General features: G+C 68.5%; 22 protein-coding genes and 1 riboswitch. Of the genes, 16 read left to right on the forward strand and 6 right to left on the reverse strand.

Features of this window, described 5'->3' with window-relative positions; genetic code table 11:
* Positions 1-23: 23 nt before the first annotated feature.
* From hfq to LRK53_RS09550, 6 genes are all read left to right on the forward strand, one after another.
* Entirely contained in the window at positions 24-320 is a 297-nt protein-coding gene (gene hfq, locus LRK53_RS09525) for an RNA chaperone Hfq (RefSeq protein ID WP_027492677.1), read from the forward strand.
* A 57-nt stretch (positions 321-377) separates the two neighbouring features.
* Positions 378-1,679, forward strand: coding sequence for a ribosome rescue GTPase HflX (hflX, locus tag LRK53_RS09530; RefSeq protein ID WP_027492676.1), 1,302 nt, complete (start codon positions 378-380; stop codon positions 1,677-1,679).
* A gap of 168 nt (positions 1,680-1,847) precedes the next feature.
* Entirely contained in the window at positions 1,848-2,918 is a 1,071-nt protein-coding gene (gene hflK / locus LRK53_RS09535; RefSeq protein ID WP_027492675.1) for an FtsH protease activity modulator HflK, read from the forward strand.
* The gene (gene hflC / locus LRK53_RS09540) at positions 2,918-3,784 is read left to right on the forward strand and encodes a protease modulator HflC (protein ID WP_037089651.1); all 867 of its coding nucleotides are present in this window, start codon (positions 2,918-2,920) and stop codon (positions 3,782-3,784) included. The genes hflK and hflC overlap by 1 nt, the downstream gene beginning before the upstream one ends.
* A 10-nt stretch (positions 3,785-3,794) precedes the next feature.
* Positions 3,795-3,977, forward strand: a complete 183-nt coding sequence (locus LRK53_RS09545; protein ID WP_027492673.1) for a DUF2065 domain-containing protein — start codon at positions 3,795-3,797, stop codon at positions 3,975-3,977.
* 47 nt (positions 3,978-4,024) lie between these two features.
* Complete coding sequence (locus tag LRK53_RS09550; protein ID WP_027492672.1) at positions 4,025-5,317, forward strand: adenylosuccinate synthase; 1,293 nt, start codon at positions 4,025-4,027, stop codon at positions 5,315-5,317.
* 73 nt (positions 5,318-5,390) lie between these two features.
* Here LRK53_RS09550 and LRK53_RS09555 read toward each other — a convergent pair whose 3' ends face one another.
* The gene (locus tag LRK53_RS09555) at positions 5,391-5,903 is read right to left on the reverse strand and encodes a winged helix-turn-helix transcriptional regulator (RefSeq protein ID WP_027492671.1); all 513 of its coding nucleotides are present in this window, start codon (positions 5,901-5,903) and stop codon (positions 5,391-5,393) included.
* Between the two features lie 145 nt (positions 5,904-6,048).
* Between LRK53_RS09555 and LRK53_RS09560 the strand changes: the two genes are divergently transcribed.
* The 3 genes from LRK53_RS09560 to LRK53_RS09570 all read left to right on the forward strand — a co-directional run bounded on the left by LRK53_RS09560 (position 6,049) and on the right by LRK53_RS09570 (position 9,202).
* Complete coding sequence (locus LRK53_RS09560; RefSeq protein ID WP_027492670.1) at positions 6,049-7,329, forward strand: D-amino acid dehydrogenase; 1,281 nt, start codon at positions 6,049-6,051, stop codon at positions 7,327-7,329.
* Complete coding sequence (alr, locus tag LRK53_RS09565) at positions 7,329-8,402, forward strand: alanine racemase (protein ID WP_027492669.1); 1,074 nt, start codon at positions 7,329-7,331, stop codon at positions 8,400-8,402. Before LRK53_RS09560 ends, alr begins: the two co-directional genes overlap by 1 nt.
* Before the next feature lie 158 nt (positions 8,403-8,560).
* Positions 8,561-9,202, forward strand: a complete 642-nt coding sequence (locus LRK53_RS09570) for an HD domain-containing protein (RefSeq protein ID WP_027492668.1) — start codon at positions 8,561-8,563, stop codon at positions 9,200-9,202.
* 87 nt (positions 9,203-9,289) lie between these two features.
* On the opposite strand, the gene LRK53_RS09575 is transcribed toward LRK53_RS09570, so the two are convergent.
* Together LRK53_RS09575 and LRK53_RS09580 are read right to left on the reverse strand one after the other, a co-directional pair.
* Positions 9,290-10,339, reverse strand: a complete 1,050-nt coding sequence (locus tag LRK53_RS09575; protein ID WP_027492667.1) for a hypothetical protein — start codon at positions 10,337-10,339, stop codon at positions 9,290-9,292.
* A gap of 106 nt (positions 10,340-10,445) precedes the next feature.
* The gene (locus LRK53_RS09580; RefSeq protein WP_027492666.1) at positions 10,446-11,693 is read right to left on the reverse strand and encodes a S8 family serine peptidase; all 1,248 of its coding nucleotides are present in this window, start codon (positions 11,691-11,693) and stop codon (positions 10,446-10,448) included.
* Positions 11,694-11,814: 121 nt separating this feature from the next.
* On the opposite strand from LRK53_RS09580, the gene LRK53_RS09585 reads away from it, so the two are divergent.
* The 5 genes from LRK53_RS09585 to LRK53_RS09605 all read left to right on the forward strand — a co-directional run bounded on the left by LRK53_RS09585 (position 11,815) and on the right by LRK53_RS09605 (position 15,043).
* Positions 11,815-12,306, forward strand: a complete 492-nt coding sequence (locus tag LRK53_RS09585; protein ID WP_027492665.1) for an RNA polymerase sigma factor — start codon at positions 11,815-11,817, stop codon at positions 12,304-12,306.
* Positions 12,303-13,061 (forward strand): anti-sigma factor family protein, encoded by a 759-nt coding sequence (locus LRK53_RS09590; protein WP_027492664.1) that lies wholly within the window; start codon positions 12,303-12,305, stop codon positions 13,059-13,061. The genes LRK53_RS09585 and LRK53_RS09590 overlap by 4 nt, the downstream gene beginning before the upstream one ends.
* Before the next feature lie 179 nt (positions 13,062-13,240).
* Positions 13,241-13,513 (forward strand): hypothetical protein, encoded by a 273-nt coding sequence (locus LRK53_RS09595; protein ID WP_027492663.1) that lies wholly within the window; start codon positions 13,241-13,243, stop codon positions 13,511-13,513.
* Positions 13,514-13,670: 157 nt separating this feature from the next.
* The gene (locus LRK53_RS09600; RefSeq protein ID WP_027492662.1) at positions 13,671-14,609 is read left to right on the forward strand and encodes a sensor domain-containing diguanylate cyclase; all 939 of its coding nucleotides are present in this window, start codon (positions 13,671-13,673) and stop codon (positions 14,607-14,609) included.
* 32 nt (positions 14,610-14,641) lie between these two features.
* Positions 14,642-15,043, forward strand: coding sequence for a hypothetical protein (locus LRK53_RS09605; RefSeq protein ID WP_235642022.1), 402 nt, complete (start codon positions 14,642-14,644; stop codon positions 15,041-15,043).
* A gap of 87 nt (positions 15,044-15,130) precedes the next feature.
* On the opposite strand, the gene gcvP is transcribed toward LRK53_RS09605, so the two are convergent.
* Positions 15,131-18,019: an aminomethyl-transferring glycine dehydrogenase gene (gcvP, locus tag LRK53_RS09610; protein ID WP_027492660.1), complete on the reverse strand. Its 2,889-nt coding sequence runs from the start codon at positions 18,017-18,019 to the stop codon at positions 15,131-15,133.
* A gap of 39 nt (positions 18,020-18,058) precedes the next feature.
* A riboswitch (glycine riboswitch) is annotated at positions 18,059-18,159 on the reverse strand.
* Between the two features lie 208 nt (positions 18,160-18,367).
* Here gcvP and LRK53_RS09615 point away from each other — a divergent pair.
* Both LRK53_RS09615 and LRK53_RS09620 read left to right on the forward strand, forming a co-directional pair.
* Complete coding sequence (locus LRK53_RS09615; RefSeq protein WP_027492659.1) at positions 18,368-18,772, forward strand: VOC family protein; 405 nt, start codon at positions 18,368-18,370, stop codon at positions 18,770-18,772.
* A gap of 147 nt (positions 18,773-18,919) precedes the next feature.
* Positions 18,920-19,951, forward strand: coding sequence for a beta-propeller fold lactonase family protein (locus tag LRK53_RS09620; protein WP_235642023.1), 1,032 nt, complete (start codon positions 18,920-18,922; stop codon positions 19,949-19,951).
* Between the two features lie 193 nt (positions 19,952-20,144).
* Here the strand turns inward: LRK53_RS09620 and LRK53_RS09625 are convergent, their stop codons facing one another.
* Positions 20,145-22,493, reverse strand: coding sequence for a beta-glucosidase (locus tag LRK53_RS09625; RefSeq protein ID WP_235642024.1), 2,349 nt, complete (start codon positions 22,491-22,493; stop codon positions 20,145-20,147).
* A 43-nt stretch (positions 22,494-22,536) separates the two neighbouring features.
* Positions 22,537-23,871 (reverse strand): hypothetical protein, encoded by a 1,335-nt coding sequence (locus tag LRK53_RS09630; RefSeq protein ID WP_235642025.1) that lies wholly within the window; start codon positions 23,869-23,871, stop codon positions 22,537-22,539.
* Positions 23,872-23,877 lie beyond the last annotated feature (6 nt).

The following is a 23,877-nucleotide window of genomic DNA, read 5'->3' on the forward strand; positions in this document are numbered from 1 at the left end:
CCGTGGCAAGGGGAGAACAAGAAATGTCCAAAGGGCAGTCGTTGCAGGATCCGTTTTTGAATGCGTTGCGGCGCGAGCGCGTGCCGGTGGCCATCTACCTGGTCAATGGCATCAAGCTGCAGGGTACGGTCGAATCGTTCGATCAGTTCGTGGTGTTGCTGCGCAACCAGGTGAGTCAGATGGTGTACAAGCACGCCATCTCCACCGTGGTACCGAGCCGCAACGTACGCATCGGCAATGGCCACGAGGGCCATGAAGGCCATGAAGGCCACGACCATCAGTCCGACGCGTCGGCCACGTCCGCCGACGCGGACGCTTGATAGAGGGGCGGGCCGCCCGCATGAAGTGGGTCTGCTCCTGAAGGATCACGCCCACTCGTGTTTGACCGACAAAAGAAAGGCGACCGCGCCGTGCTGGTGCTGCCGCATACCCGTGGCGAAGGTGATACGGCGCGGCGCGTGGCGGAGTTCACCGAGCTGGTGAAATCCGCCGGTGCCGAGGTACTGGGCTTGATCAGCGCCCGCGTCGAGGATCCCAACCCGCGCTACTACATCGGTACCGGCAAGGCGGACGAGGTGGCCGAGGCGGCGCGTGCGCTGGAGGCGGACCTGGTGCTGGTCGACCACGTGCTGACTCCGGTGCAGGAACGCAACCTGGAGAAACACCTGGGTATCCGTGTGGTCGACCGCGCCGGCCTGATCCTGGACATCTTCGCCCAGCGAGCCCGCTCGCACGAAGGCAAGCTGGAAGTGGAACTGGCCCAGCTGAAGCACCTGGCCACCCGGCTGGTACGCGGCTGGACCCATCTGGACACCCAGCGCGGCGGCGCCATCGGCAACCGCGGTCCCGGCGAGACCCAGCTGGAAACCGACCGCCGCCTGCTCGGCGAGCGGGTCAAGATGCTCACCAAGCGGCTGGAGAAGGTACAGACCCAGCGCGGCCAGCAACGCCGTGCGCGGCTGCGCAACACGGTGCCGCGCGTCGCCCTGGTCGGCTACACCAACGCCGGCAAGTCGACCCTGTTCAACGCGTTGACCACCGGCGACGTCTACGCCGCCGACCAGCTGTTCGCCACGCTGGATCCCACCGTGCGCAAGCTGGAGGACCTCAGCTGCGGCCCGGCCGTGCTGGCCGATACCGTCGGTTTCATCCGCGAGCTGCCGCACGACCTGGTCGCCGCGTTCCGCGCCACCCTGGCCGAAGCGCGCGATGCCGATTTGCTGCTGCACGTCAGCGACGCCGCCGACGATGAGCGCGAGCGCCTGCATCGCGTGGTCGACAACGTGCTGGAGGAGATCGACGCCGGCGACGTGCCGCAATTGCACGTGATGAACAAGATCGACCTGGCCGGCGCCGAGCCGCGCATCGAGCGCGACGGCTCGGGCAAACCGGTGCGGGTCTGGCTGTCCGCTGCCACCGGCGCCGGGCTGGACCTGTTGCGCCAGGCGCTGGGCGAACTGCTCGGCGGCGAGCGGGTGCAGTCGGCGTTGCAGTTGCCGTTGTCGGCCGGACGCCTGCATGCGCGGCTGAAGGCGGCCGGCGCGATCACCGGCGAGACGGTGGACGAGCACGGCTGGCAGTTGCGCATCGACGCGCCGCGCAGTGTGATCGCCCCGCTCAGCGGTGGCGACCCCACCGAAACCCGCCTGCTGCGCCAACTACTGGCCGTGGCGGAATGACGCCCCGGCGCGAGCCGCGCTCTGCTAGAATCCCCGCTGTTTGCGCGGCGCCGGAAGGTGGTTGGCGCAACGTCCCTGCAGCCTTGGCTGAATCTCGTGTACAACCCGGTGCAACGCGTGTTCCGGCCGTGGTTGCCGGCCTCCCGACGGCCCCTAGGAGACTGACTCGTGGCATGGAATGAACCCGGCAACAACGGGCAACGTGATCCGTGGAACAGGAATCGCCAGGGCGGCAAGTCGCCGCTGGACGATCTGCTCAACAACGCCAGGAAGCGTCTAGGCAAGCTGGGGCAGGGCCCTGGCAGCCTGCTCACCGGCGTGGTGGTGCTGCTCGTCGTCGGCCTGCTGTTCAGCAGCTACACCATCATCGGCGCGCGTCAGGCTGGTGTGGTGCTGCGCTTCGGCGAGTACTCGCGGACGCTGCCGCCGGGCTTCCACCTGAAGCTGCCGCAGCCGATCGAGTCCGTCACCAAGGTCGAGGCCACGCGGATCCGCTCGGTCACCGACAAGGTGGCGATGCTGACCAAGGACGAGAACATCATCACGATCGACTTCACCGTGCAGTACCAGGTGGACGATTCGCGCAAGTACCTGTTCTCGCTGAACGACCCGGATGGCACCATCGGCGCCGCCGCCGAAGCCGCGGTGCGCTCAGTGATCGGCAGCAGCGACATGGACCAGATCCTGTCCGCCGCCGGCGCCAGCCTGGTCACCCAGGCGCAGGAAACCCTTCAGAAGACGCTGGACACCTACGATTCCGGACTGCGCGTCACCGAGGTCAGCTTCCAGAACGTGGCGCCGCCGAACGAGGTGAAGGACGCCTTCGACGACGTCAACAACGCCCGCGAGGACAAGCAGAGTATCGAGAACGCCGCCCTGGCCTATTCCAGCAAGGTGGTGCCGGTGGCGCGCGGCGACGCCGCGCGCATCGCCGCCGAGGCCGCCGGCTACAAGGCCGAGCGCGTGGCCCGGGCTACCGGTGACGCCGCCCGTTTCGAACTGTTGCTGAAGCAGTACAAGACCGCGCCGGAAGTGACCCGCAAGCGGCTGTGGCTGGAAACGATGGAACAGGTAATGGCGAAGAACCCCAAGGTGATCGACGGCTCCAGCGGCCGCAACATCATCAACCTGCCGGCGTCGCAGGGCTCGCCGGCGGCAACGCAGCTCGACGCGGGCACGACCGGCACCGTGGTATCGCCGCCGACCGGCAGCGCGGCCGGCAAGGGGACGCAGCCATGATGAAGGTCAGTTCAGCCATCATCGCCTTCCTGGTGGTCCTGCTTGGCCTGAACAGCATGTTCGTGGTCGGCGAGGGCCACAGCGCACTGCTGCTGCAGTTCGGCCGCATCGTGCGCACCGACTACCAGCCGGGGCTGCACTTCAAGCTGCCGGTGATGCAGCAGGTGATGCATTTCGACAAGCGCATCCTGTCGCTGGACGCGCCGCCGGAGCGCTACTTCACCTCCGAGAAGAAGAGCGTGAACGTCGATTTCTACGTGAAGTGGCGGGTGGCCGACAACGCCGCCTACTACCGTGCCACCGGCGGCGACCAGCTGCAGGCGGCGCAGCGGCTGACCCCGATCGTGAAGGACGCGCTGCGCTTCGAGTTCAACGCGCGCACCTTGCCCGACCTGATCTCCGGCGGGCGCAAGGACATCACCGAACGCGTGCGCGCGCAGACCGACGCCTCGGCGCGCAAGAACCTCGGCATCGCCGTGGTCGACGTGCGCATCAAGCGCATCGACCTGCCGAACGAGGTCAGCGAGTCGGTGTACAAGCGCATGCGCGCCGAGCGCCTGCAACTGGCCAACGAACTGCGCTTCACCGGCCAGGAAGCGGCCGAGAAGATCCAGGCCGACGCCGACCGCCAGGGCCAGGTGCTGCGCGCCGATGCCCAGCGCGACGCGGCCAAGGTGAAGGGCGAGGGTGACGCGGAAGCGGCCGCCATCTACGCGCAGGCGTACACCCAGGATCCGGAGTTCTTCACGTTCTACCGCAGCCTCGCCGCATACCGTACCTCGTTCGAGGACGGCAAGGGCGTGTTGATCCTGAAGCCCGACGACGAGTTCCTGCGCTACTTCGAACAGCCCGTGCAGAAACGCTGAGTCGACCCCGATGCACCAGCTGGCTGCCGCGTTGTGCCTGATGCTGGTGATCGAGGGCTTGTTGCTGTTCGCGGCGCCGCAAGGCTGGCAGGCGATGGTGCGCGAGGCGCTGAAGCTGCCGCCACACACCTTGCGGCTGTTCGGCGCCGGCGCGATGGCGGCCGGCCTGGTGCTGTTGCAGTTTTTCCATTGATTACGTGTGCTCCCGTCGACGGGGCCACCAACCTGAGCGAGAAGATTATGGGCAAGTCAGTAGTCATTCTGGGTGCGCAGTGGGGCGACGAGGGCAAGGGCAAGATCGTCGACCTGCTGACCGAGCGGGTCAGTGCGGTGGCGCGCTTCCAGGGCGGCCACAATGCCGGCCACACGCTGGTGATCAAGGGCAAGAAGACCGTGCTGCACCTGATTCCCTCGGGCATCCTGCGCGAAGACGCGCTGTGCCTGATCGGCAACGGCGTGGTGCTGTCGCCGGCCGCGCTGATGACCGAAATCGCGGAGCTTGAAGCGAACGGCGTCGAGGTGCGTTCGCGGGTGAAGATCAGCCCGGCCACGCCGCTGATCATGCCGTATCACATCGCGGTGGACAAAGCGCGCGAGATCGCCGCCGGCGGCAAGGCCATCGGCACCACCGGCCGCGGCATCGGCCCGGCCTACGAGGACAAAGTCGCCCGTCGCAGCGTGCGCGTGGCCGACCTGATGTACCCGCACGAGCTGCCGGCGCTGCTGAAGACCGCCGTCGAATACCACAACTTCATCCTCACCCAGTGGCTGAAGGCCGAGCCGGTCGATTACGACGCCGTGCTGAAGGACGCGCTGGCCTGGGGCGAGTACATCCGCCCGCTGGTCGACGACGTCGCCACCATCCTGCACGACGTGCGTCGCGACGGCGGCAACATCCTGTACGAAGGCGCGCAGGGTGCGCTGCTCGACATCGACCATGGCACCTATCCCTACGTCACCTCGTCCAACACCACCATCGGCGGCGCTCTGGCTGGCACCGGTGTGGGCGTGGGCGACATCGACTACGTGCTGGGCATCTGCAAGGCCTACGCCACTCGCGTCGGCAGCGGCCCGTTTCCCACCGAGCTCAACGACGACATGGGCGAACTGCTGCGCGAGAAGGGCAACGAGTTCGGCGCCAGCACCGGTCGCCCGCGCCGCTGCGGCTGGATCGACCTGGTGGCGCTCAAGCGCGCCACCCAGATCAACGGCATCAACGGCCTGGCCGTCACCAAGCTCGACGTGCTCGACGGCCTGGCCACGGTCAAGGTCTGCATCGCCTACGAATACCGCGGCAAGCGCCGCGAACTGGCGCCGCTCGACGCGGACGGCTGGGACGAGTGCAAGCCGGTCTATCTGGAATTCCCCGGCTGGCAGGAATCCACCGCGGGCATCCGCGACTGGAACCAGTTGCCGCCCGCCGCGCGCGCCTACCTGCGTGCGGTCGAGGAACTCTCCGGCTGCAAACTGGCTCTGGTCGCCACCGGTGCCGACCGCGACGACACCATCAGCCTGGACGATCCGTTCGCCTGATCGCCACCGCTCCACGACACCACGCGAGAGGCCCCGCCACGCGGGGCCTCTTCGTTTCCGCCATCGGCACGATTCATCCTCCGGAGTCACCTTCGTTGCGCCCGACGCGCTCACCCACCGGCAGACTCAGCGTTTCCTTGATCTCTTCCATCACGATGTAGCTTTTCGAGTCGCGCACGTTCGGCAAGGTCAGCAAGGTGTTGCCGAGCAGCTTGCGGTACGAGGCCATGCCCGAGATGCGCGCCTTGATCAGGTAGTCGAACGCGCCCGAGACGAGGTGGCATTCCAGCACGTTGGGCAGGCGCAGCGCGGCGTTGCGGAACTCCTCGAAGATGTCGCCCGACTTGTAGGCCAGGCTGATCTCCACGAACACCAGCAGGCCGGCGCCGACCAGGTGCGGGTCGAGCCGCGCGTGGTAGCCGGTGATCACGCCGTCGCGTTCCAGCCGGCGCACACGCTCGGTGCACGGCGTGGTGGACAGGCCGACCCGCTCGCCCAGTTCGGTGAACGAGATGCGCCCTTCGTCCTGCAGCACGCGGAGGATCTTCCGGTCGATTTTGTCGAATTCCTGCCGCTTCGCTACCATATGCCCACCATGGATTGCCGATTTGGCAGCGATATTACCTGCGATATAGGCAAAAGACAGAGAACAAGCCTGATGGATCGTTTCTATACTCGCTGGCTGTCATTCCTGCGGTCGGCCCGCAGGCCATCGTCGGAAGGGGAGCGTAATGCGGGTACTGATTCTGGGCAGCGGCGTGATCGGAACGTGCAGCGCGTGGTACCTGGCGCGCGCCGGTTTCGAGGTGACCGTGGTGGACCGCGAAAGCGCGCCGGCGCGCGAAACCAGCTTCGCCAACGCGGGCCAGATCTCGCCCGGTTATGCCTCGCCGTGGGCCGCCCCCGGCGTGCCGCTGAAGGCGCTGAAGTGGCTGTTCATGCGCCACGCGCCGCTGGCGATCCGGCCCGGCCTCGATCCGCAGCAGTACCTGTGGTTGCTGCAGATGCTGCGCAACTGCACCGCGAGTCGCTACGCCATCAACAAGGCGCGCATGGTGCGCCTGTCCGAATACAGCCGTGACTGCATGGACGAACTGCGCGCCGAGACCGGGCTGGATTACGAAGGCCGCCAGCTCGGCACCGTGCAGTTGTTCCGCACCCAGGCGCAACTGGATGACGCGGCCAAGGACATCGCCGTGCTCAAGCAGTACGGTGTGCCGTACGAGCTGCTCGACCGCGCCGGCATCGTGCGGGTGGAACCGGCGCTGGCCGGGGTGGTCGACCAGCTCAGCGGCGCGCTGCGCCTGCCGAACGACCAGACCGGCGACTGTGAACTGTTCACCCGCCTGCTCGCCGCGCGGGCGCAGGAGATGGGCGTCGAGTTCCGCTTCGGCGCCACCGTGGAAAAGCTCGAGCACGACGGCGGCCGCCTCAGCGGCGTGCGCATCGATGGCAAGCTCGAACGCGCCGACCGCTACGTGCTGGCGCTGGGCAGCTACTCCACGCAGTTGCTGGCGCCGCTGGGCATCCGCCTACCGGTGTACCCGCTGAAGGGTTACTCGCTGACCCTGCCGATCACCGACCCGGCGCTGGCGCCCACCTCGACCATCCTCGACGAAACCTACAAGGTGGCGGTGACCCGTTTCGACCAGCGCATCCGCGTCGGCGGCATGGCCGAGGTGTCCGGCTTCGACCTGTCGCTGTCGCCGCGCCGCCGCGCCACCCTGGAAAAAGTGGTCGGCGACCTGTACCCGCATGGCGGCGACCTGAGCCACTCCACCTTCTGGACCGGCCTGCGCCCGGCCACTCCCGACGGCACGCCGGTGGTCGGCGCGACCCGGCTGGACAACCTCTACCTCAACACCGGCCACGGTACCCTGGGCTGGACCATGGCCTGCGGTTCCGGGCGCTACCTGGCCGACCTGATCGCTGGGCGCAAGCCGCAGATCAGCAGCGAGGGCCTGGACATCTCGCGCTACAGTAGCCGCTCCGCTGCGGGAGCCCATGCCTGATGCGCCCGGCCCGCGCCCTGATCGACCTGGCCGCCTTGCGCCACAACTACCGCCTCGCGCGCGAGCTGGGCGGGCGCAAGGCGCTGGCCGTGGTCAAGGCCGACGCCTACGGTCACGGCGCCGTGCGCTGCGCGCAGGCGCTGGAAGCGGAGGCCGACGGGTTCGGCGTGGCCTGCATCGAGGAGGCGCTGGAACTGCGCGAAGCCGGCATCCGCGCGCCGATCCTGCTGCTGGAAGGTTTCTTCGAGGCCGACGAGCTGGCGCTGATCGACGCCCATGACCTGTGGTTTGTGGTGCAGGCCGGGTGGCAGGTCGACGCGATCGCGCGCGCGCGCCCGGCCAAGCCGTTCACGATCTGGCTGAAGCTCGATTCGGGCATGCACCGGCTCGGCCTGGCCGCAGCGGACTACCGCGCCAGCCTGCAGCGTCTGCAGGCCATGCCGCAGGTGCGCGAGGTGGTGGCGATGACCCACTTTGCCCGCGCCGACGAGCTGGACTGCGAACGCACTACCGAGCAGCAGGCGCTGTTCCACCAGGTGTGCGACGAGCTGCACCTGCCCAGCAGCCTCAGCAATTCCCCCGCGCTGCTCGGCTGGCCCGAGACGCAGGGCGAGTGGGCGCGACCGGGCCTGATGCTGTACGGCGCCACGCCGTTCGCCGGCGCGCACCCGGTCGCCGATCGCCTGCGCCCGGTGATGACGGTGGAGTCGAAGGTGATCGGCGTGCGCGAACTGCCGCCCGGCGAACCGATCGGCTACGGCGCCCGCTTCGTCACCCAGCGCCCCAGCCGCATCGGCGTCGTCGCGATGGGTTACGCCGACGGCTACCCCCAGTTCGCCCCCAACGGTACCCCGGCCACCATCGACGGCCGCCCCGGCGAACTGGTCGGCCGCGTGTCGATGGACATGCTCACCGTCGACCTCACCGACCATCCTGCCGCCGGCCTCGGCAGCCGCATCGAGCTGTGGGGCAAACAGGTCCCGGTCAGCGAACTGGCGCTGCACAGCGAAAGCAGCGCGTACCAGCTGCTGTGCGGGCTGAAGCGCGTGCCGCGCAGCTACGTCGACGCGTGAATGCTCTGCTCCTCCCCCTGCGTGCAGGGGGAGGCTGGCGCCGCAGGGAGTCCTTTAGGTGCGGGGGTCAAGCTCTTGATCTCCAGAACACATCGATCTCGCTCCCTGCGACCCATCGCTGCCACCATCGCGGCATGGACCAGCCAAGGGGGAACGCCATGACCGCACTCACCGAGCGCTTCAGCCGCGCCGTCGACTACGCCCGCATCGCCCACGCTACCCAGCTGCGCAAGGGCTCGAACATCCCGTACCTCTACCACCTGCTTGGCGTCGCCAGCTTGGTGATCGAGTTCGGCGGCAGCGAGGATCAGGCTATCGCCGGCCTGCTGCACGACACCATCGAGGATGGCGGTACCGTGCACGAGGCGGCAATTCGCGCGCAATTCGGCGCTGCCGTCGCCAACATCGTCAGGGACTGCACCGACGGCACCGCTGAAGGCAAGGCCAGCCACACCGATCCCGAGGCCAAACGCCGCGACTGGCTCGAGCGCAAGCTCGCCTACCTCGCGCACCTGCGGCAGTCACCGGACGCCACCCTGCTGGTCAGTGCCTGCGACAAGCTGCACAACGCTCGCGCCATCGTGCAGGACCTCGAAGATCCCGAGATCGGCACCCGCGTGTTCGACCGCTTCACCGGCGGCCGCGACGGCACGCTCGGCTACTACCAGGCGCTGGCGGAAATCTTTTCGGCACGTGGAGTCAAGGCGGCCAGGGTGCTCGACACCACGGTGGACTGGATGCACGAATTGGCTGGGGCGGAGCGGCGTGCGGCGTTGCCCTTCAGCACGCCTGCCGGATGAAGTGACCGCTGCCGCCGTGACGCCACTGCCGGCTTGACGAAAAGAGCCCCGCAAGCGGGGCTCCTTCGTTTTTACGCAGTTGCCAGCTCAGTGCTGCGCGTTCGCGCTGGCGCTGGCGTTGCCGTCGGCCTGTGCCGAGGTGGAAACGCCGCTGCGCGCCGAACCGTGGGCACTGGCCTGACCGCTGGCTTGGCCGCTGGCGTTGGCGGAGCCGTTGCCATGGGTCGAATCGGCATTGGCGGTGGTGCTGCCCTGGGTTGCGCCCGAACCGGACACGTCGACCGACTTGTCCCCGGCGCTGCGCGCGGCGCCGGAAGCGTCCGACAGCAGCCCCGGCTTCGAAGCGGTTTCGCTGCCCGATGAAGTGCCCGAATCAGCCGAGGTAGCCTGCGACGCGTTGCCGGCGTTGCCGGCGACAGCCGTGCCGAGCGAACCGGCGCCCTGGGTGGACTGCGCGCCGGAGGCCGACGCCTGCTGCGCCGTACTCATGGCGGTGTGGGCCGAACCAGCGGCTTCGCCTTCAGCGCTCGCCGTCGCCTGGCCTGCGGCGTTCTGCGCGCGGTTCACCGCGTTGCGGCTGCTGCTTTCGGCCGTCGAGACGGCTGAACGGGCCCGATTCGCCGCCTGGTCCGCGGTGCCGGCCAGGGCATCGCGCGTGGCGGCGGTATCGAGGGCGCCGGTTGCGGACGAATCCAGTTGCGTCGCGCCGTTCAGCGTGCCATCGAGCGCACCGTTGCCGGCATTGGCGCCAGCCGCACCGGCCAGGTTGCCGGCGGCGTCAGCGGCGGCGTGGCCGTTCATCTGACGGGTGGCCTGGGTGGCGGTGTCCGTCGCGGTGGCGGCGGTGCGGGCGGCACGCTGGCGCAGACGCTCCGCGCGCCGCTCGGCTGCCCGCGTGTTGATGTCGGGAGAGAGACGGCCCATGCCGCGGGCCGAACCGTCGAGCTGGCCGCCGATCTGGCCACCGACCTGACCCATGGTCGCGTTGACAGGGCCTTGCAGGCCGCCGGTAATGCCGCCACCGAGTCCGCCGCCACCCAGGATCTGGGCGTGCAGCGGAGTCATCGAGGCCAGGGCGAGGGCGCTGGCGAGCAGGGCGATGTTGAGGGTCTTGTTACGGAGAGTTGTATTGCGCATGGGTGGACCTCCTGCCTGCGGCCGATCCGCGGCTTCCAGGATCCTTTACGTTTGCGCGCGGAAGATCCTTCCGTGCCGGTTGGCAATAGTTGGTTGGTGTTCAGCTTCAGGGCGACAGCAAGCCATAGCCGCAGCGCGGGTCGCGGTTCGATGCGCCCAGATGGCGGGCCTCGCCGGCCAGTTGCTGCTGCGTTTGCGCTGCGGCATCCGCATCGGGCGCGCCCAGCAGCTGCGCGGCCTTTCGCGCGACGATCGGCGCCGCGAACGAGGTGCCGCGCAGCGCGTTGCGGCCGTTGCCGACCACGCCGGACGCGCAGAAATCCACCTGGTCGCCGCTGCCGGCTTCGGGCAGCACGCGGTCGTGCGCATCGACGCCGCTGACGCCGATCACGCCCGGGTACGCAGCCGGAAACAGCGGCGGCGCTGCCGGTCCATCGTTGCCGACTGCGCTGACCAGCACATGGCCGCGCGCGATCATCGCCTGCACCGCGCGCGCTAGCACCGGGTTGTCCGGGCCGACCAGACTGATGTTGACCACCGCCACGCGCTCGCGCGCCATCCAGGCGAGCGCGTCAACGAGATTCGAGGTGGCGCCGCCGACCGCGTCGCCGCACCATAGGTCGGCGGCATACAGCGTGTCCGGGTCGCCGGCGACGAGGCGTGCGGCGACCGCGGTGCCGTGCCGCGACGGGTTTGCCGTCTTGCAGCCGTGCCGCTCGATGCGTGCGCGTGCCAGCGCGGGGTCGGTCGGGTCGACCCCGCCATCGATCAGCCCTACGCGTTGTGCCGGTGCACCGGACGAGGGTGTCGCTGTGCTCGTCGCGCCGGCCACGTCGCCCTGGCCGGCGGGCAGGTAGAGATGCTGGTAAGTGAATGCCGCGCCCGGCACGGCCTGCTGCAGGGCGCGCAGGGCCCTGGCCGTACTGCGTCCGCGGGTGTCGTGCAGGACCACGAAATCCAGCCCCAGCGTTGCGTCCGCCGACGCTTCCCGATCCACTACGAAACCCAGCGCCTGCACCGCATCGCGTTGCGCCGCCGACAAGCCCATGGCGAGGAACTCGCCACGCAGGACCGGGGCGCCGTGAGGGTCGACGTCGACGCGCCGGGGTTCCCTGCGCAACAGCGTCTCAATCTGCAACTTGCGCGTGATGGCCAGCGGTCCGCGCAGCAGGTCGTCGACGCTGCGCAAGGGCGACGTCGGAACGACGGCGGGCAGGTTCGTGCCGGGCACCTGCAGGTTGGGCAGACCTTGCACCGGTCCGAGTATCTGCGCTCGCGCCGGCGTCGCGCCGGCCACGGCCAGCGCGATGGCCAGCAACGGGACGAGCATGGCGGGCGGGCGGTGCAATGGCATGGCCGTGGGCCTCGGGAGCAACGGGGCCGGATGCTAGCATGGGCCCGCTTTACGCCCTCGAACTGCGCCGATGCGGGCGAGGGAAGGAATCCTCCCGTTCGGACGTAGTGGAAGGTGATGCGTGAATGCGAGCGACGCCGTGCGCGAAGGACTGATCCCGCTGCTGCCGCGCCTGCGCCGTCTGGCGCGGGCGCTGGCGGGCCAGGTCGCCGACGCCGACGACCTGGTGCAGATCGTGCTGGAACGCGCGCTGGCTCGTGCCGCGCAGTGGCGGCCGGACGCTGCGTTGGACAAGTGGGTGTTTGCGATCGCGCGCAACGCCTGGCGGGACGAACTGCGTGCGCGTGGCCGGACACAACATTTGTTCGCGCCCGAGGAAGCCGGTGAGATGGCTGCCGACCGCGCCAGCGCACAACCCGCGCAGCAGCTGGAACTGGCGATGGCGTTGGCGGCGTTGCCGCCCGACCACCGCGAAGTGGTGGCCCTGGTGCTGGTCGAGGGCATGTCGTACGGCGAGGCCGCCGAGCTGCTCGAGGTGCCGGTGGGCACCGTCACCAGTCGCCTGGCTCGCGCCCGCGCTAGCTTGCAGGCCCATCTTGGGAAAGACGCATGAACCCGATCGACGACGACACCTTGCAGGCTTATGTGGATGGCGAACTCGACGCCTCCGACGCCGCGCGCGTCGATGCCGCACTGACGCACGACGACGTGCTCGCCCGCCGCGTGCGGCAGGCGCGTGCCGTGCGCGCACAGCTGCGCGCCGCGTTCGATCCGGTGCTCGACGAACCGGTGCCGGAGCGGCTGTCCGCCTTGCTGCAGCCGCCGGCTGCGCAGGCGGCGATACCTGCCGCGCCACGCGTCGCGTCTGCGGGCGGGCACCGCACGGGCGCCAAGCGCAGCCGCGCGCCGCACCGCTGGTTCGTGCCGGGCGCCGCGCTGGCCGCGTCGGTGGCGCTGCTCGCCGTGGCCCTGTGGTGGTGGCGACCCGGCGGCGAGCTGGTGCGCATGCAGGGCGACCAGTCGTTCGCCGCCGGCGCGCTGGAGCGCGCGCTCGATCATGCACTGGCGAGCGAACCGGATGCGAAGGCCCTGGTGTCGATTGGCCTGAGTTTCCGCAGCAACGACGGGCGTATCTGCCGCACCTTCGTGCTGCACCCTGCGCCAGCCCGAGCCGGCCTTGCCTGCCATGGCGACACGGGCTGGGAGCTGCCGGTGCTCGGTACGGCGGCCGCGCCGGAAGGCGGCGAATTGCGCCAGGCGGCGAGCGCCCTGCCGCCTGCGGTGCAGGCCGCGGTCGATGCCCGCCTGCGCGGCAACGTGTTCGACGCACGGCAGGAGCACGCCGCGCGCGACGCCGGCTGGCGCTAGCTGTGCGGCAGCGGCCATTACCGCCGCCGGGGGCAACGGACCCTGAGCGGGAAGTTGACCTGCGCTTCGCAGGCGCGTCGCTACCATGGGGGCAACGGCCTGGGCCGGTGCGCTGTGCTGCGACAGCCGGCGCGTCGGGACATTGCATGGCCGTTTCCACCTGCCGGGAGGAACCATCCGTGTCCGATGAAAATGCGAAGAAGCCGATCGATCAGCTTGCCGACACGGTGGCGCAGCTCAAGGAGATGCGGCACTACTCGAAGAACAACGTGGAAACGCTGACCGCCGCGTGGCTGCTGTTCGACGGCGAATTGTCCAGGCTGAAGCAGGCGGACAAGCTGGCCGACCTGATGGACCGCCAGGGGCAACTGCACGAGGCGCTGGAGACGGTGATCAACGATCTGGACGAGCAACTGGCGAAGATGCAGCCCGAACCCGAGCCTGGGGCATAGGCGACCGCGGAGCGTCGCTGGCACCGGCACGGACTGCGTGGCGCGAGCCGGTCGGGCCGCGGCGCGATGGACGGTAGCGCGGCGTGCTGGCGCGTCGCTGGCCTGATATATATGCGCCTCAGGCCAGAGGCGGGCACGAACTTCCGGGGGCGGCGAGATGGTGGATGTTGAAAGCAGGGTGGAGGCCGATGGCGCTGTCTACCGGACGCTGCTGGAATCGACCCGGGCGATCCCGTGGAAGATCGACTGGGACAGCAAGCAGTTTGCCTACATCGGGCCGCAGATCGAGGCACTGCTGGGCTGGGCGCCGTCGAGCTGGGAAAGCGTGGGCGACTGGGCCAGCCGCATGCATCCGGAAGACCGCGACTGGGTGGTGGATTTCTGCGTGGCGCAATCGCAGGCAGGAGTGGACCACGAGGCCGACTACCGCGCGCTGACCCGCGACGGCCATTACGTCTGGATCCGCGACGTGGTGCACGTGGTGCGCCGGCCCGACGGCACGGTCGATTCGCTGATCGGCTTCATGTTCGACATCAGCGAGCGCAAGCGCACCGAGCAGCAGCTGGTCAGCCTGCAGAGGGAGATGGAGGAGCTTTCCTTCCGCGACGGCCTGACCGGCGTGGCCAACCGGCGGCGTTTCGACGCGATCATCGAGCTCGAGTGGAGCAACGCGCGGCACAACCGGCAGCCATTGTCGCTGCTGATGATCGATATCGACTATTTCAAGCAGTACAACGACTGCTACGGCCACCTGGAGGGCGATGCCTGCCTCAAGCGGGTGGCACGGCTGCTGAGTTCGGCGGCCACGCGTGCACGCGACCTGCTGGCGCGTTTCGGCGGCGAAGAGTTCGTGCTGGTATTGCCGGAAACCGACGCGGCGGCTGCCGCCAAGCTCGCCGACCGCTGCCGCGAACTGATCCTGGCCGAGCAGATTCCGCACGCGTCGTCGCCGATCGGTCCCGTGCTGACGATCAGCCTCGGCGTGGGCAGCATGATCCCGGGCTACGACGATGAAGGGCGGGCATTCATCGACACGGTGGACAAGCGGCTGTACCAGGCCAAGCAACACGGCCGCAACCGCATCGTGGCGGGGTAGCCCTGGCGTTCGCATCCGGCGAACGCATTCCGATGGAGAACAGCATGGGCAGGATCATTCTTTTCGCGGCGCTGGCCATTTTCGCGCTGCCGGTTTTTGCCGCAACCCAGTCCTACGCCGATGCCAAGGCGCTGGCCGATCGCGACGAGGCCTCCGTGTCGAAAGCGCAGTCGGCTGCGCTACTCGCCTCGCAGAAGGCGGCGATCGAGCGGATCGTCACGGCCTGCGCAGGGGGCATGGGGCCGGCGGGCATGCCGCCGTTTGTCGTCGTGGTGGAACTGGACGCGGCCGGCAAGGTGGCCGCGACGTGGCGCGAGGGCAGCTCCGACTTTGCCGTCTGCTTCCAGAAGCAGCTGGGCACGCTCTCGCTGTTCACCCCGCCGCGCGCGCCGTTCTACACGTCGTTCGAGATGAGCATGTCGCCTGGGGATTGACGCCCTGCGTCGGCATCGCCACCAACGCAGGAAGGCCCCGCGTGCGGGGCCTTCCTGCGTCCTACCTGGGCGAAGCGGCGCGGCCGATCAAGCCTCGGCTTCTTCCTTGTACGCATCCACCGGAATGCAGGCGCACTGGATGTGCTTGTCGCCGTAGACGTTGTCGACGCGGGCCACCGGCGGCCAGTACTTCTGCAGCTTCAGGCTGGCCAGCGGGAACACCGCCAGTTCGCGCGGGTAGGCATGGGTCCACTCGCTGCCGCTGACCATGGTGGCGGTGTGCGGGGCGTTTTTCAGCGGGTTGTCCTCGCGCTCCAGCTTGCCTTCCTCGATCGCGCGGATCTCGTCGCGGATCTGGATCATCGCGTCGATGAAACGGTCCAGTTCGTAGCGCGATTCGCTCTCAGTCGGTTCCACCATCAGGGTGCCGGAAACCGGGAAGCTCAGCGTGGGCGCGTGGAAGCCGAAGTCGATCAGCCGCTTCGCCACGTCCTCGGCGCCGATGCCGGTGGCGTCCTTGAGCGGGCGCAGGTCGAGGATGCACTCGTGCGCCACCAGCCCGTTGCGACCGGTGTACAGGGTGGGGTAGTGCGGCGCCAGCCGCCGGGCGATGTAGTTGGCGTTGAGCAGGGCGACCTGGGTGGCCTTGCGCAGGCCTTCCGCGCCCATCATCGCGATGTACATCCACGAGATCGGCAGGATCGACGCGCTGCCGAAGCTGGCCGCACTCACCATCGCGTTGCTGCCACTGCCATGCGTGCGCACGCCGTCCGCACCGAAGGCCTTGGGCAGGAACGGCGCCAGGTGCGACTTCACCGCGCACGGGCCCACGCCCGGGCCGCCGCCGCCGTGCGGGATGCAGAAGGTCTTGTGCAGGTTGAGGTGCGATACGTCCGAGCCCCACTTGCCGGGCTTGGCCACGCCGACCAGCGCATTCATGTTGGCGCCGTCGGTATACACCTGGCCGCCGTGCTGGTGGACGATGTCGCAGATCGCCACGATGTCTTCCTCGAACACGCCGTGCGTGGACGGGTAGGTGATCATCAGCGCGGCGAGGCGGTCCGAATACTTCCCGGCCTGCGCGCGGATGTCCTCCACGTCGACGTTGCCGTTGGCGTCGCATTTGGTCACCACCACGGTCATGCCGCACAGGTGGGCCGAGGCCGGGTTGGTGCCGTGGGCGGATTCGGGAATCAGGCAGATGTCGCGATGCGCTTCGCCGCGCGAGCGGTGATACGCGCGGATCGCCAGCAGCCCGGTGTACTCGCCCTGCGCGCCGGAGTTCGGCTGCAGGCTGACCGCGTCGTAGCCGGTGCACTCGACCAGCATCGCTTCCAGACCGTCGATCAGCTCCTTGTAACCCTGCGCCTGCGCGGCCGGGGCCAGCGGGTGGATGTTGGCGAACTCCGGCCAGGTGATCGGGATCATCTCGGCGGTGGCGTTGAGCTTCATGGTGCACGAGCCCAGCGGGATCATCGTGCGATCCATCGCCAGATCCTTGTCGGCCAGCGCACGCATGTAGCGCAGCAGCTCGTGCTCGCTGTGGTGGGTGTTGAACACCGGGTGGGTGAGGAACGCGCTCTTGCGCGCCAGGGCTGCAGGCAGGGCATCGGCGGTGGCGGCGTCCAGCGCATCGATGTCCGCGATGTTGCCGCCGAACAAGGCGGCCAGCGCGATCACGTCGGCGCGCGTGGTGCTCTCGTCGAGGCTGACGCCGACGCTCCCGCCGTCGATGCGGCGCAGGTTGATGCGTGCTGCGGCGGCTTTGGCGTGCAGCGCGGCGGCATCCACGCCGGTGACGTGCAGGGTGTCGAAGAACTCCTTGCCCACGGCGACGCTGGCCTGGCGCAACGCAGCGGCGAGGATCGCGGCCAGGCGATGCGTGCGGCGGGCGATGCGGACCAGGCCCTTGGGGCCGTGGTAGACCGCGTACATCGAGGCCATCACCGCCAGCAGCACCTGCGCGGTGCAGATGTTGGAAGTGGCCTTCTCGCGGCGGATGTGCTGCTCACGGGTCTGCAGGGTCAGGCGGTAGGCGGGTTTGCCTTCGGCGTCGATCGACACGCCGATCAGGCGCCCCGGCATCGAACGCTTGTACGCGTCGCGGCAGGCCATGAACGCGGCGTGCGGGCCGCCGAAGCCGAACGGCACGCCGAAGCGCTGCGAATTGCCCACCACGATGTCGGCGCCCCACTCGCCGGGCGCGGCGAGCAGGGTCAGCGCAAGCAGGTCGGTGGCCACCGCGACCAGGCCGCCGCGCGCATGCACGGCGTCGGCGATGGCGCGGTAGTCGTGGATGCCACCGAAGGTGTCCGGGTACTGCAGCAGCACGCCGAACGCCTCGGTGCCGGCGGCGTCGGCATCTGCGCCGACCACCAGCTCGATGCCCAGCGGTTCGGCACGCGTGCGCACCACTTCCAGCGTCTGCGGGTGCACGCCGTTCGACACGAAGAACACGTTCGACTTCGACTTGCACGAGCGCTTGGCCAGGGTCATCGCCTCGGCCGCGGCGGTGGCCTCGTCCAGCAGCGAGGCGTTGGCGATCTCCATGCCGGTGAGGTCGGCGCACATGGTCTGGAAGTTGATCAGCGCCTCCATGCGACCCTGCGAAATCTCCGCCTGGTACGGCGTGTAAGCGGTGTACCAGGCGGGGTTCTCCAGGATGTTGCGCAGGATGACGTTCGGCGTGTGGGTGCCGTAATAGCCTTGGCCGATGAAGCTACGGAACACCTGATTCTTGCTGGCGATCGCGCGGATCTTCGCCAGCGCATCCTCTTCGGTGATCGCCGGCGGCAACGCCAGCGGCGCGGCGGACTTGATCGCGCCGGGAACGATCGCGTCGGTCATCGACTCCAGCGAATCGTGGCCGATCACATGCAGCATCTGCGCGATCTCGGCGTCGTCCGGGCCGATGTGGCGCTCGATGAACGCGCCGTGGTGTTCGAGGTCGCGCAGAGAAGGGGGGTTGTGGCTCATGGGTGGGCATCCGAAGGCTCGCGTGCCGTGCCGCACGCGGGGCGCCCCTCTGTCCTTTTGCCTGAGAGTTTGGAAACGCGATGGCTGCGCTTCGTGCCCCTTCGGCGCCGGATTCAACCGGTCTCTCCAGAGTGTTTGCCGCAGGATGGTATGGGGCCTGAGCGATTACGGGCGTTGCGTCTTCGGCAGCGGGCGCCCCCGGTCTGGGGCCGCCTGCTTCTCCCACCATGCGTTTACCGCGGCGATTATACAGGGCGAGCGGTGCGTGTTGCTGCTTGCCGGGGTGTGGTTCAGGAACGCTCCCGCGTTATGCTCGGACGTCCCGTTCCCCGGCCCACCGGAGCTCCCATGATCCGTATCGGCGAAATCGACCACGTGGTGTTGCGCGCCATCGACGTCGCCGCCTTGCAACGCTTCTATTGCGAGGTGCTCGGCTGCAGCGAGGAACGCCGGCAGGACGAGATCGGCCTGGTGCAACTGCGTGCCGGCGCCTCGCTGATCGACCTGGTGTCCATCGACGGCAAGCTCGGCCGCCATGGTGGCGCCGCGCCGGGCAGGGAAGGCCACAACATGGATCACCTGTGCCTGCGCGTGGAGGATTACGACGAGGCGGCGATCGTGGCACACCTGCAGGCGCATGGCGTGCGTATCGGTGAGCTGGGTTCGCGCTACGGCGCGAGAGGCGAAGGCCCGTCGATCTACCTGTACGACCCGCAGGGCAACATGATCGAGCTGAAGGGGGGATTTTCCTAGAGCGTTGGGAGGCTCGCTTGCAACGGCGGACAGGGCTGCAGCAGAACGGCACGCTGGTGCGGCGGCAGTCGCGGAGGCGCGCCCGGTGGTCCCCATGGCAACGCACCTGGCGCGTAGCATGGGTACTTTGGACATGAGTGCCGGCGCATGAACCTCGAGACAGATCGCACCCTCTGTCGAGGCCTGATGGCCTTGGTGGCCTTTGCATCACTGTTCATAACCACGCCCGCGTGCAGCGGGGCGAACAGTCCGGGTAGCCGGTTGCCGCTGACCACGCTCGCGGAGGTGCCGTTACCCGGCAGAGCCACGCGCTGGGACTACGCCAGCCTCGACGAACGAAGCCATCTTCTTTTCCTGGCGCACCTGGGCGACAGCGCCGTCGTCGTGTTCGACACCGCCCAGCGCAAGGTGGTGGCGATCATTCCCGACGTCAGCTCCGTCCACGGTGTGCTGTATGTGCCGGAGCTGGATCGGGTATACGCCTCGGCGACCGGCGCCGATGAAGTGGTCGCCATCGACGCCAAAACCTTCAAGATCATTGCGCGCACGCCGGCGGGCGATTATCCGGACGGCATGGCCTATGCCCCGGACGTGCACAAGCTGTATGTCTCCGACGAACACGGCGGCACCGATACCGTAATCGACGTGCGATCGAACGCCCGGGTGGCCACGATCCCGCTGGGCGGCGAGGTGGGCAACACCCAGTACGATCCGGTCACCCGGCACATCTTCGCGAACGTGCAGACCCGCAGGCAGCTGGTGGAAATCGACCCAGCTACCGACAGGGTGATCAGCCGGATCAGCCTTCCCGGAGCCGTCGGCAATCACGGCCTCTACATCGATGGCGCCTCACGCCTGGCCTTCATCGCCTGTGAGGACAACAGCAAGTTGCTGGTGCTGGACCTGACCAGTCGAAAGGTGCAGGCCACCTTTGACGTTGCCGATGATCCAGATGTCCTGGCTTTCGATGCCTCGCTAGGCTGGCTCTACGTGGCCGGTGAATCCGGTGAGGTGTCGATTTTCAAGGTCACCGGGCAGGCCGTTCGACCGCTCGCTACCGCGATGCTCGGCCCGAATGCCCACGTCGTCGCCGTGGATGGCACCACGCACCAGGCCTATTTCCCGTTGAAGCCTGTGCTGGGCAAATCCAGGCTGCGAATCACGCGGCCCCGGCTCTAGGCTGGTTCATCGCCCCGACCGAAAGCGCGTGAAACCCACGCGCTCCGAATCCCACGACGCGGTGCACTTGTTCAGGCGCGCTGCTCCCTGCGATGTCCCCCGCTTTTGAGTGGCTCTACCGGCTCGGAAGTAGCCGTCAAGACTCGCAAATGATCTTTGACAGGCCGGCACCAACAAGGGTGGCGGAGGGCGATTAGCCCCTGTTATCGGGGTAGGGCAGAGTTATCCAAGTTGGCGAAACGTGCTCTCGTTTGACATCCCGATAAGGTGTGTCGTCTCGGCGGTTACCCGTTACGCAGGGTTGAGGTGAACCCTGGGGCGACGCGTCGGCGCCCCAGGAGACTGCAGTGAGCGTCACCTTGCCTCCACCCTGGAACGAGGTCGCCGAATGGCCCAGTTGCAGCTGGTAGCCGCCGGCGGGCTGCTGCCAGTGCTGGCTCTTGCCGTCGAACTTCGCCAGCAGACGTGGGTCGGCGGTGGCCGTGAGATGCGCGGACTGGCCGGGCTTGAGGGTGACGCGGCACCAGGCGGCCAGTCGCCGCGCATTGTTCGAACCGGGCAGGGTCACGTAGAGCTGCGGCACGTCCACGCCGGCGCGCGAACCGCGGTTGGTCACGGTGAACGAGGCTGTGAGCTTGCCGTTGGCCACGTGCGGCGCGAAGCCGCTGTAGTCGAAGTGCGTGTAGCTCAGGCCGTAGCCGAACGGGAACAGCGGTTCGAGGTGCTGGCGCTGGTACCAGCGGTAGCCCACGTCGGCGCCTTCGATGTTGTAGTCCACGTCCTGCGCCGGCTGGCCCTGCGGCGGCAGGCCGATCGACGCCAGGCCTGCGCCTGGGATAGCAGGGCGCGGCAGTTGCGATTCGTCGCGCGGCCAGGTCAGCGGCAGGCGGCCGGAAGGATCGACCTCACCGTATAGCAGCCGCGCGATCGCCTCGCCGCCAGCCACGCCGGGGTACCACGCTTCCAGCACGGCGCCGACCTTGTCCAGCCACGGCATCGCGACCGGACCATTGTTCTCCAGCACCACGATGGTGCGCGGGTTGGCCTTCGCCACCGCTGCCACCAGGGCATCCTGGTTGCCCGGCAGGGTGAGGTGCGGCGTGTCGAAGCTTTCCGCCACCCACTGCTCGACGAACACCACGACAACCTTGACCTGCGCCGCCAGCTTCGCGGCGGCGGCGATGTCTTCGCCGCTGGCGTAGCTCACCGTGCCGTGCGCACGTTGGCTGATCGCGGCCAGCGGTGCGGACGGCTGGTAGATGCGCGGCCCCGGCCATTCGGAAGGAGGCAGGCCCGGCACCGCGTTGCCTTGCGGCGATTGCACCGCCGAGGAGCCGCCGCCGGTTAGCACACCCTTGTCGGCATGGCCGCCGATCACCGCCACGGACTGCGCGGCGGACAGCGGCAGCAGCGCGCCCTGGTTGCGCAGCAGCACCGCGCCGGCTTCCTCGGCGCGCTGCGCCACCTTGCGGTCGGCGGCGAAGTCGATGGGCGACTGCGTGGCCGGATGATCGGTCACGCCGGCCGCGAACAGGCTGCGCAGGATGCGCTGGGCCATGTCGTCGATGCGCGACTGCGGCACCTTGCCAGAAGCGACCGCGGCGCGCAGCGGCTGGTCGAAGTACACCTCCTTGTCGAAGGTCTCGCCGGCCGATTCCTGGTCCAGCCCGGCCAGCGCGGATTTCGCGCTGCTGTGCACCGCGCCCCAGTCCGACATCACGAAGCCGGGGTAGTGCCAGTCGTGCTTCAGCACGTCGTTGAGCAGCCAGCCGTCCTCGCAGGCGTAGACCGTGTTGATGCGGTTGTAGGAACACATCACCGAGCCCGGGTGGCCGGTGGCGATAGCGATCTCGAAGGCGAGCAGGTCCGACTCGCGCGCGGCGGCGCGGTCGATATTCGCGCTCAGCGTGGTGCGGTCGGTTTCCAGGTCGTTGAGCGCGTAGTGCTTGATGGTGGAGACGAGGTGCTGGCTCTGGATGCCGGCGATGGCGTTGCCGGCGATCACGCCGGCCAGCAGCGGGTCCTCGCCCGCGTATTCGAAATTGCGGCCGTTGCGCGGGTCGCGCACCAGGTCCACGCCGCCGGCCAGCATCACGTTGAAGCCGCGGCGGTGCGCCTCGCTACCTATCATCGCGCCGCCTTCGCGGGCGATCGCCGGATCGAAGCTGGCCGCGGTGGCGAGGCCCGAGGGCAGGGCGGTGGCGCCGAGCTTGTGCGGCTTGGCTACGCCGAGACCGGCGTCGCTCTCCTGGATAGCCGGCAAGCCCAGCCGCGCGATCGCCGGGCCGTAGCCGGCGGAACCCAGCGCACCCGGCGCCATCACGTGGCCGTTCTCGGTGTCGGCGAAGTCGACGCGGATCAGGCGGAACTTCTCGTCCTGCGTCATCGCTTTCAGCACGAGATCGGCGCGCTGGTCGGGCGTCAGCCTGGCGTTCATCCACGGGTACGCGTCGCCGCTCGCGTTCGCGCTGGCGCATGTCCCGCCGAAGGCCAGCAGGGCCATGCCGATCAAGGAAGCGATGCGGGTCTTGTGAAGTGCCATGACGTCCCCTTCGTTATTTCGGAACAGATTGAAAGCATGCTCATCACGGGTGCCGGGTGGCAAACGCGTGACTCGGCAGGTACGGGTTGCGATTCGATGCGGCGATCACGGCCCATGCCGTCGCGGCAAGGCATGGCCGGTGGTAGTACCAGGCATACAGCGCCACGATGCGTGGCTCGGGCGTGGCGTAGAGAAAGCCGCCCGGCGAGGCTTGCTGCGCGATCGCGGCGAACAGCGTGTCCGCCCTGGCCTCGTCGCCGACCCATCGCCAGGCGAGCGCGGCTTGCGCGGTGCCTTCCGTCCACATCCCGTCGCGGGCATCGGTAAAGGCGTAGCCGCCCTTGACCGCATGCCTGCGTTCGACCCAGCCCAGCGCGCGCTGCCATGCCTTCGGTGCGTCCGGCAGGAGTTGCGCCCAGAGCTGTACATCGAGGGCGGACGGCGAGCGCAGCGGCGTCCCGCCGTCGCCTTCGGTACCCGTCCAGAAATGTCCGCTCGCGGCATCCCATTGCAGCGCGACGAAGTCACGGGCGTGCTTCGCCTGTGCGTTCCAGTCGCCGCCGGGTGCGGAGATCCGGGCCAGCCACGTGAACATCGCGGCCAGGTCGATGTTGTGCTCGGTCGATTTCCACGATGCCTTGCGCGGCACCCGCAGGTAGGACTCGATGCCGCCGTGGAAGCCGGCAGCGCCGTGCGCGCCCGACGCGTGGACGACGACCCAGTCGGCGAGATGCACGGCGGCATCGCGCCAGCGCGTTTCGCCGGTGGCGTCGTGCAGTGCCAGCAACGCCAGCGCGGTCCACGCGACGTTCCCGCAGGAGCTGCCGTCCTGGTACGCGCCGGAGTACTGGTGCGCGGCATCGACCCATTGCTTGCGTCGCGCATCCTGCCAGCCATTCGGCAAGGGCTTGTCGCCTGCGACAGCGCCTGCGCGATACGCATCGCGCAGGCGCGTGTCGTGCATGGCCGCGAGGCGCAGCGCTTCGCCGATGCGTTCCGCCTGTGGCCGCCTGCCGCAGGCGAGCATGGCGATGACGGCGAGTGCGTTGTCGTAGGTGAACGCCGCTGAGTGCAGCGGTGGCAGGGCGGGCGCGTCTTGCCCGCGTTCGCTGTCGTAGCTGCGCAGCAAGACCGGAGTGTTGCCCGGCAGTGCATCGACGCGCGCGGCGATGGCGTCGCAGCCTGCACGCTCGAGCGCTGCAATCTCGGGCGTCGCGGACGCCGTGGTTGCCGCATGCACCGGCGTTGCCGTGGATGCGGTGAGCAGCAGGCAGGCGAACAAGGCCGCCACTCCCGCTTTCGCGGGAATGGCGGCAACCGGGGAGCTCGCCATGTTGTGTTGCCATCCCGCCATGGCACGTGGTTCGGCATGCGCCATGGCGGG

This window comes from Rhodanobacter thiooxydans (assembly GCF_021545845.1).
In the GTDB taxonomy this organism is placed as follows: domain Bacteria; phylum Pseudomonadota; class Gammaproteobacteria; order Xanthomonadales; family Rhodanobacteraceae; genus Rhodanobacter.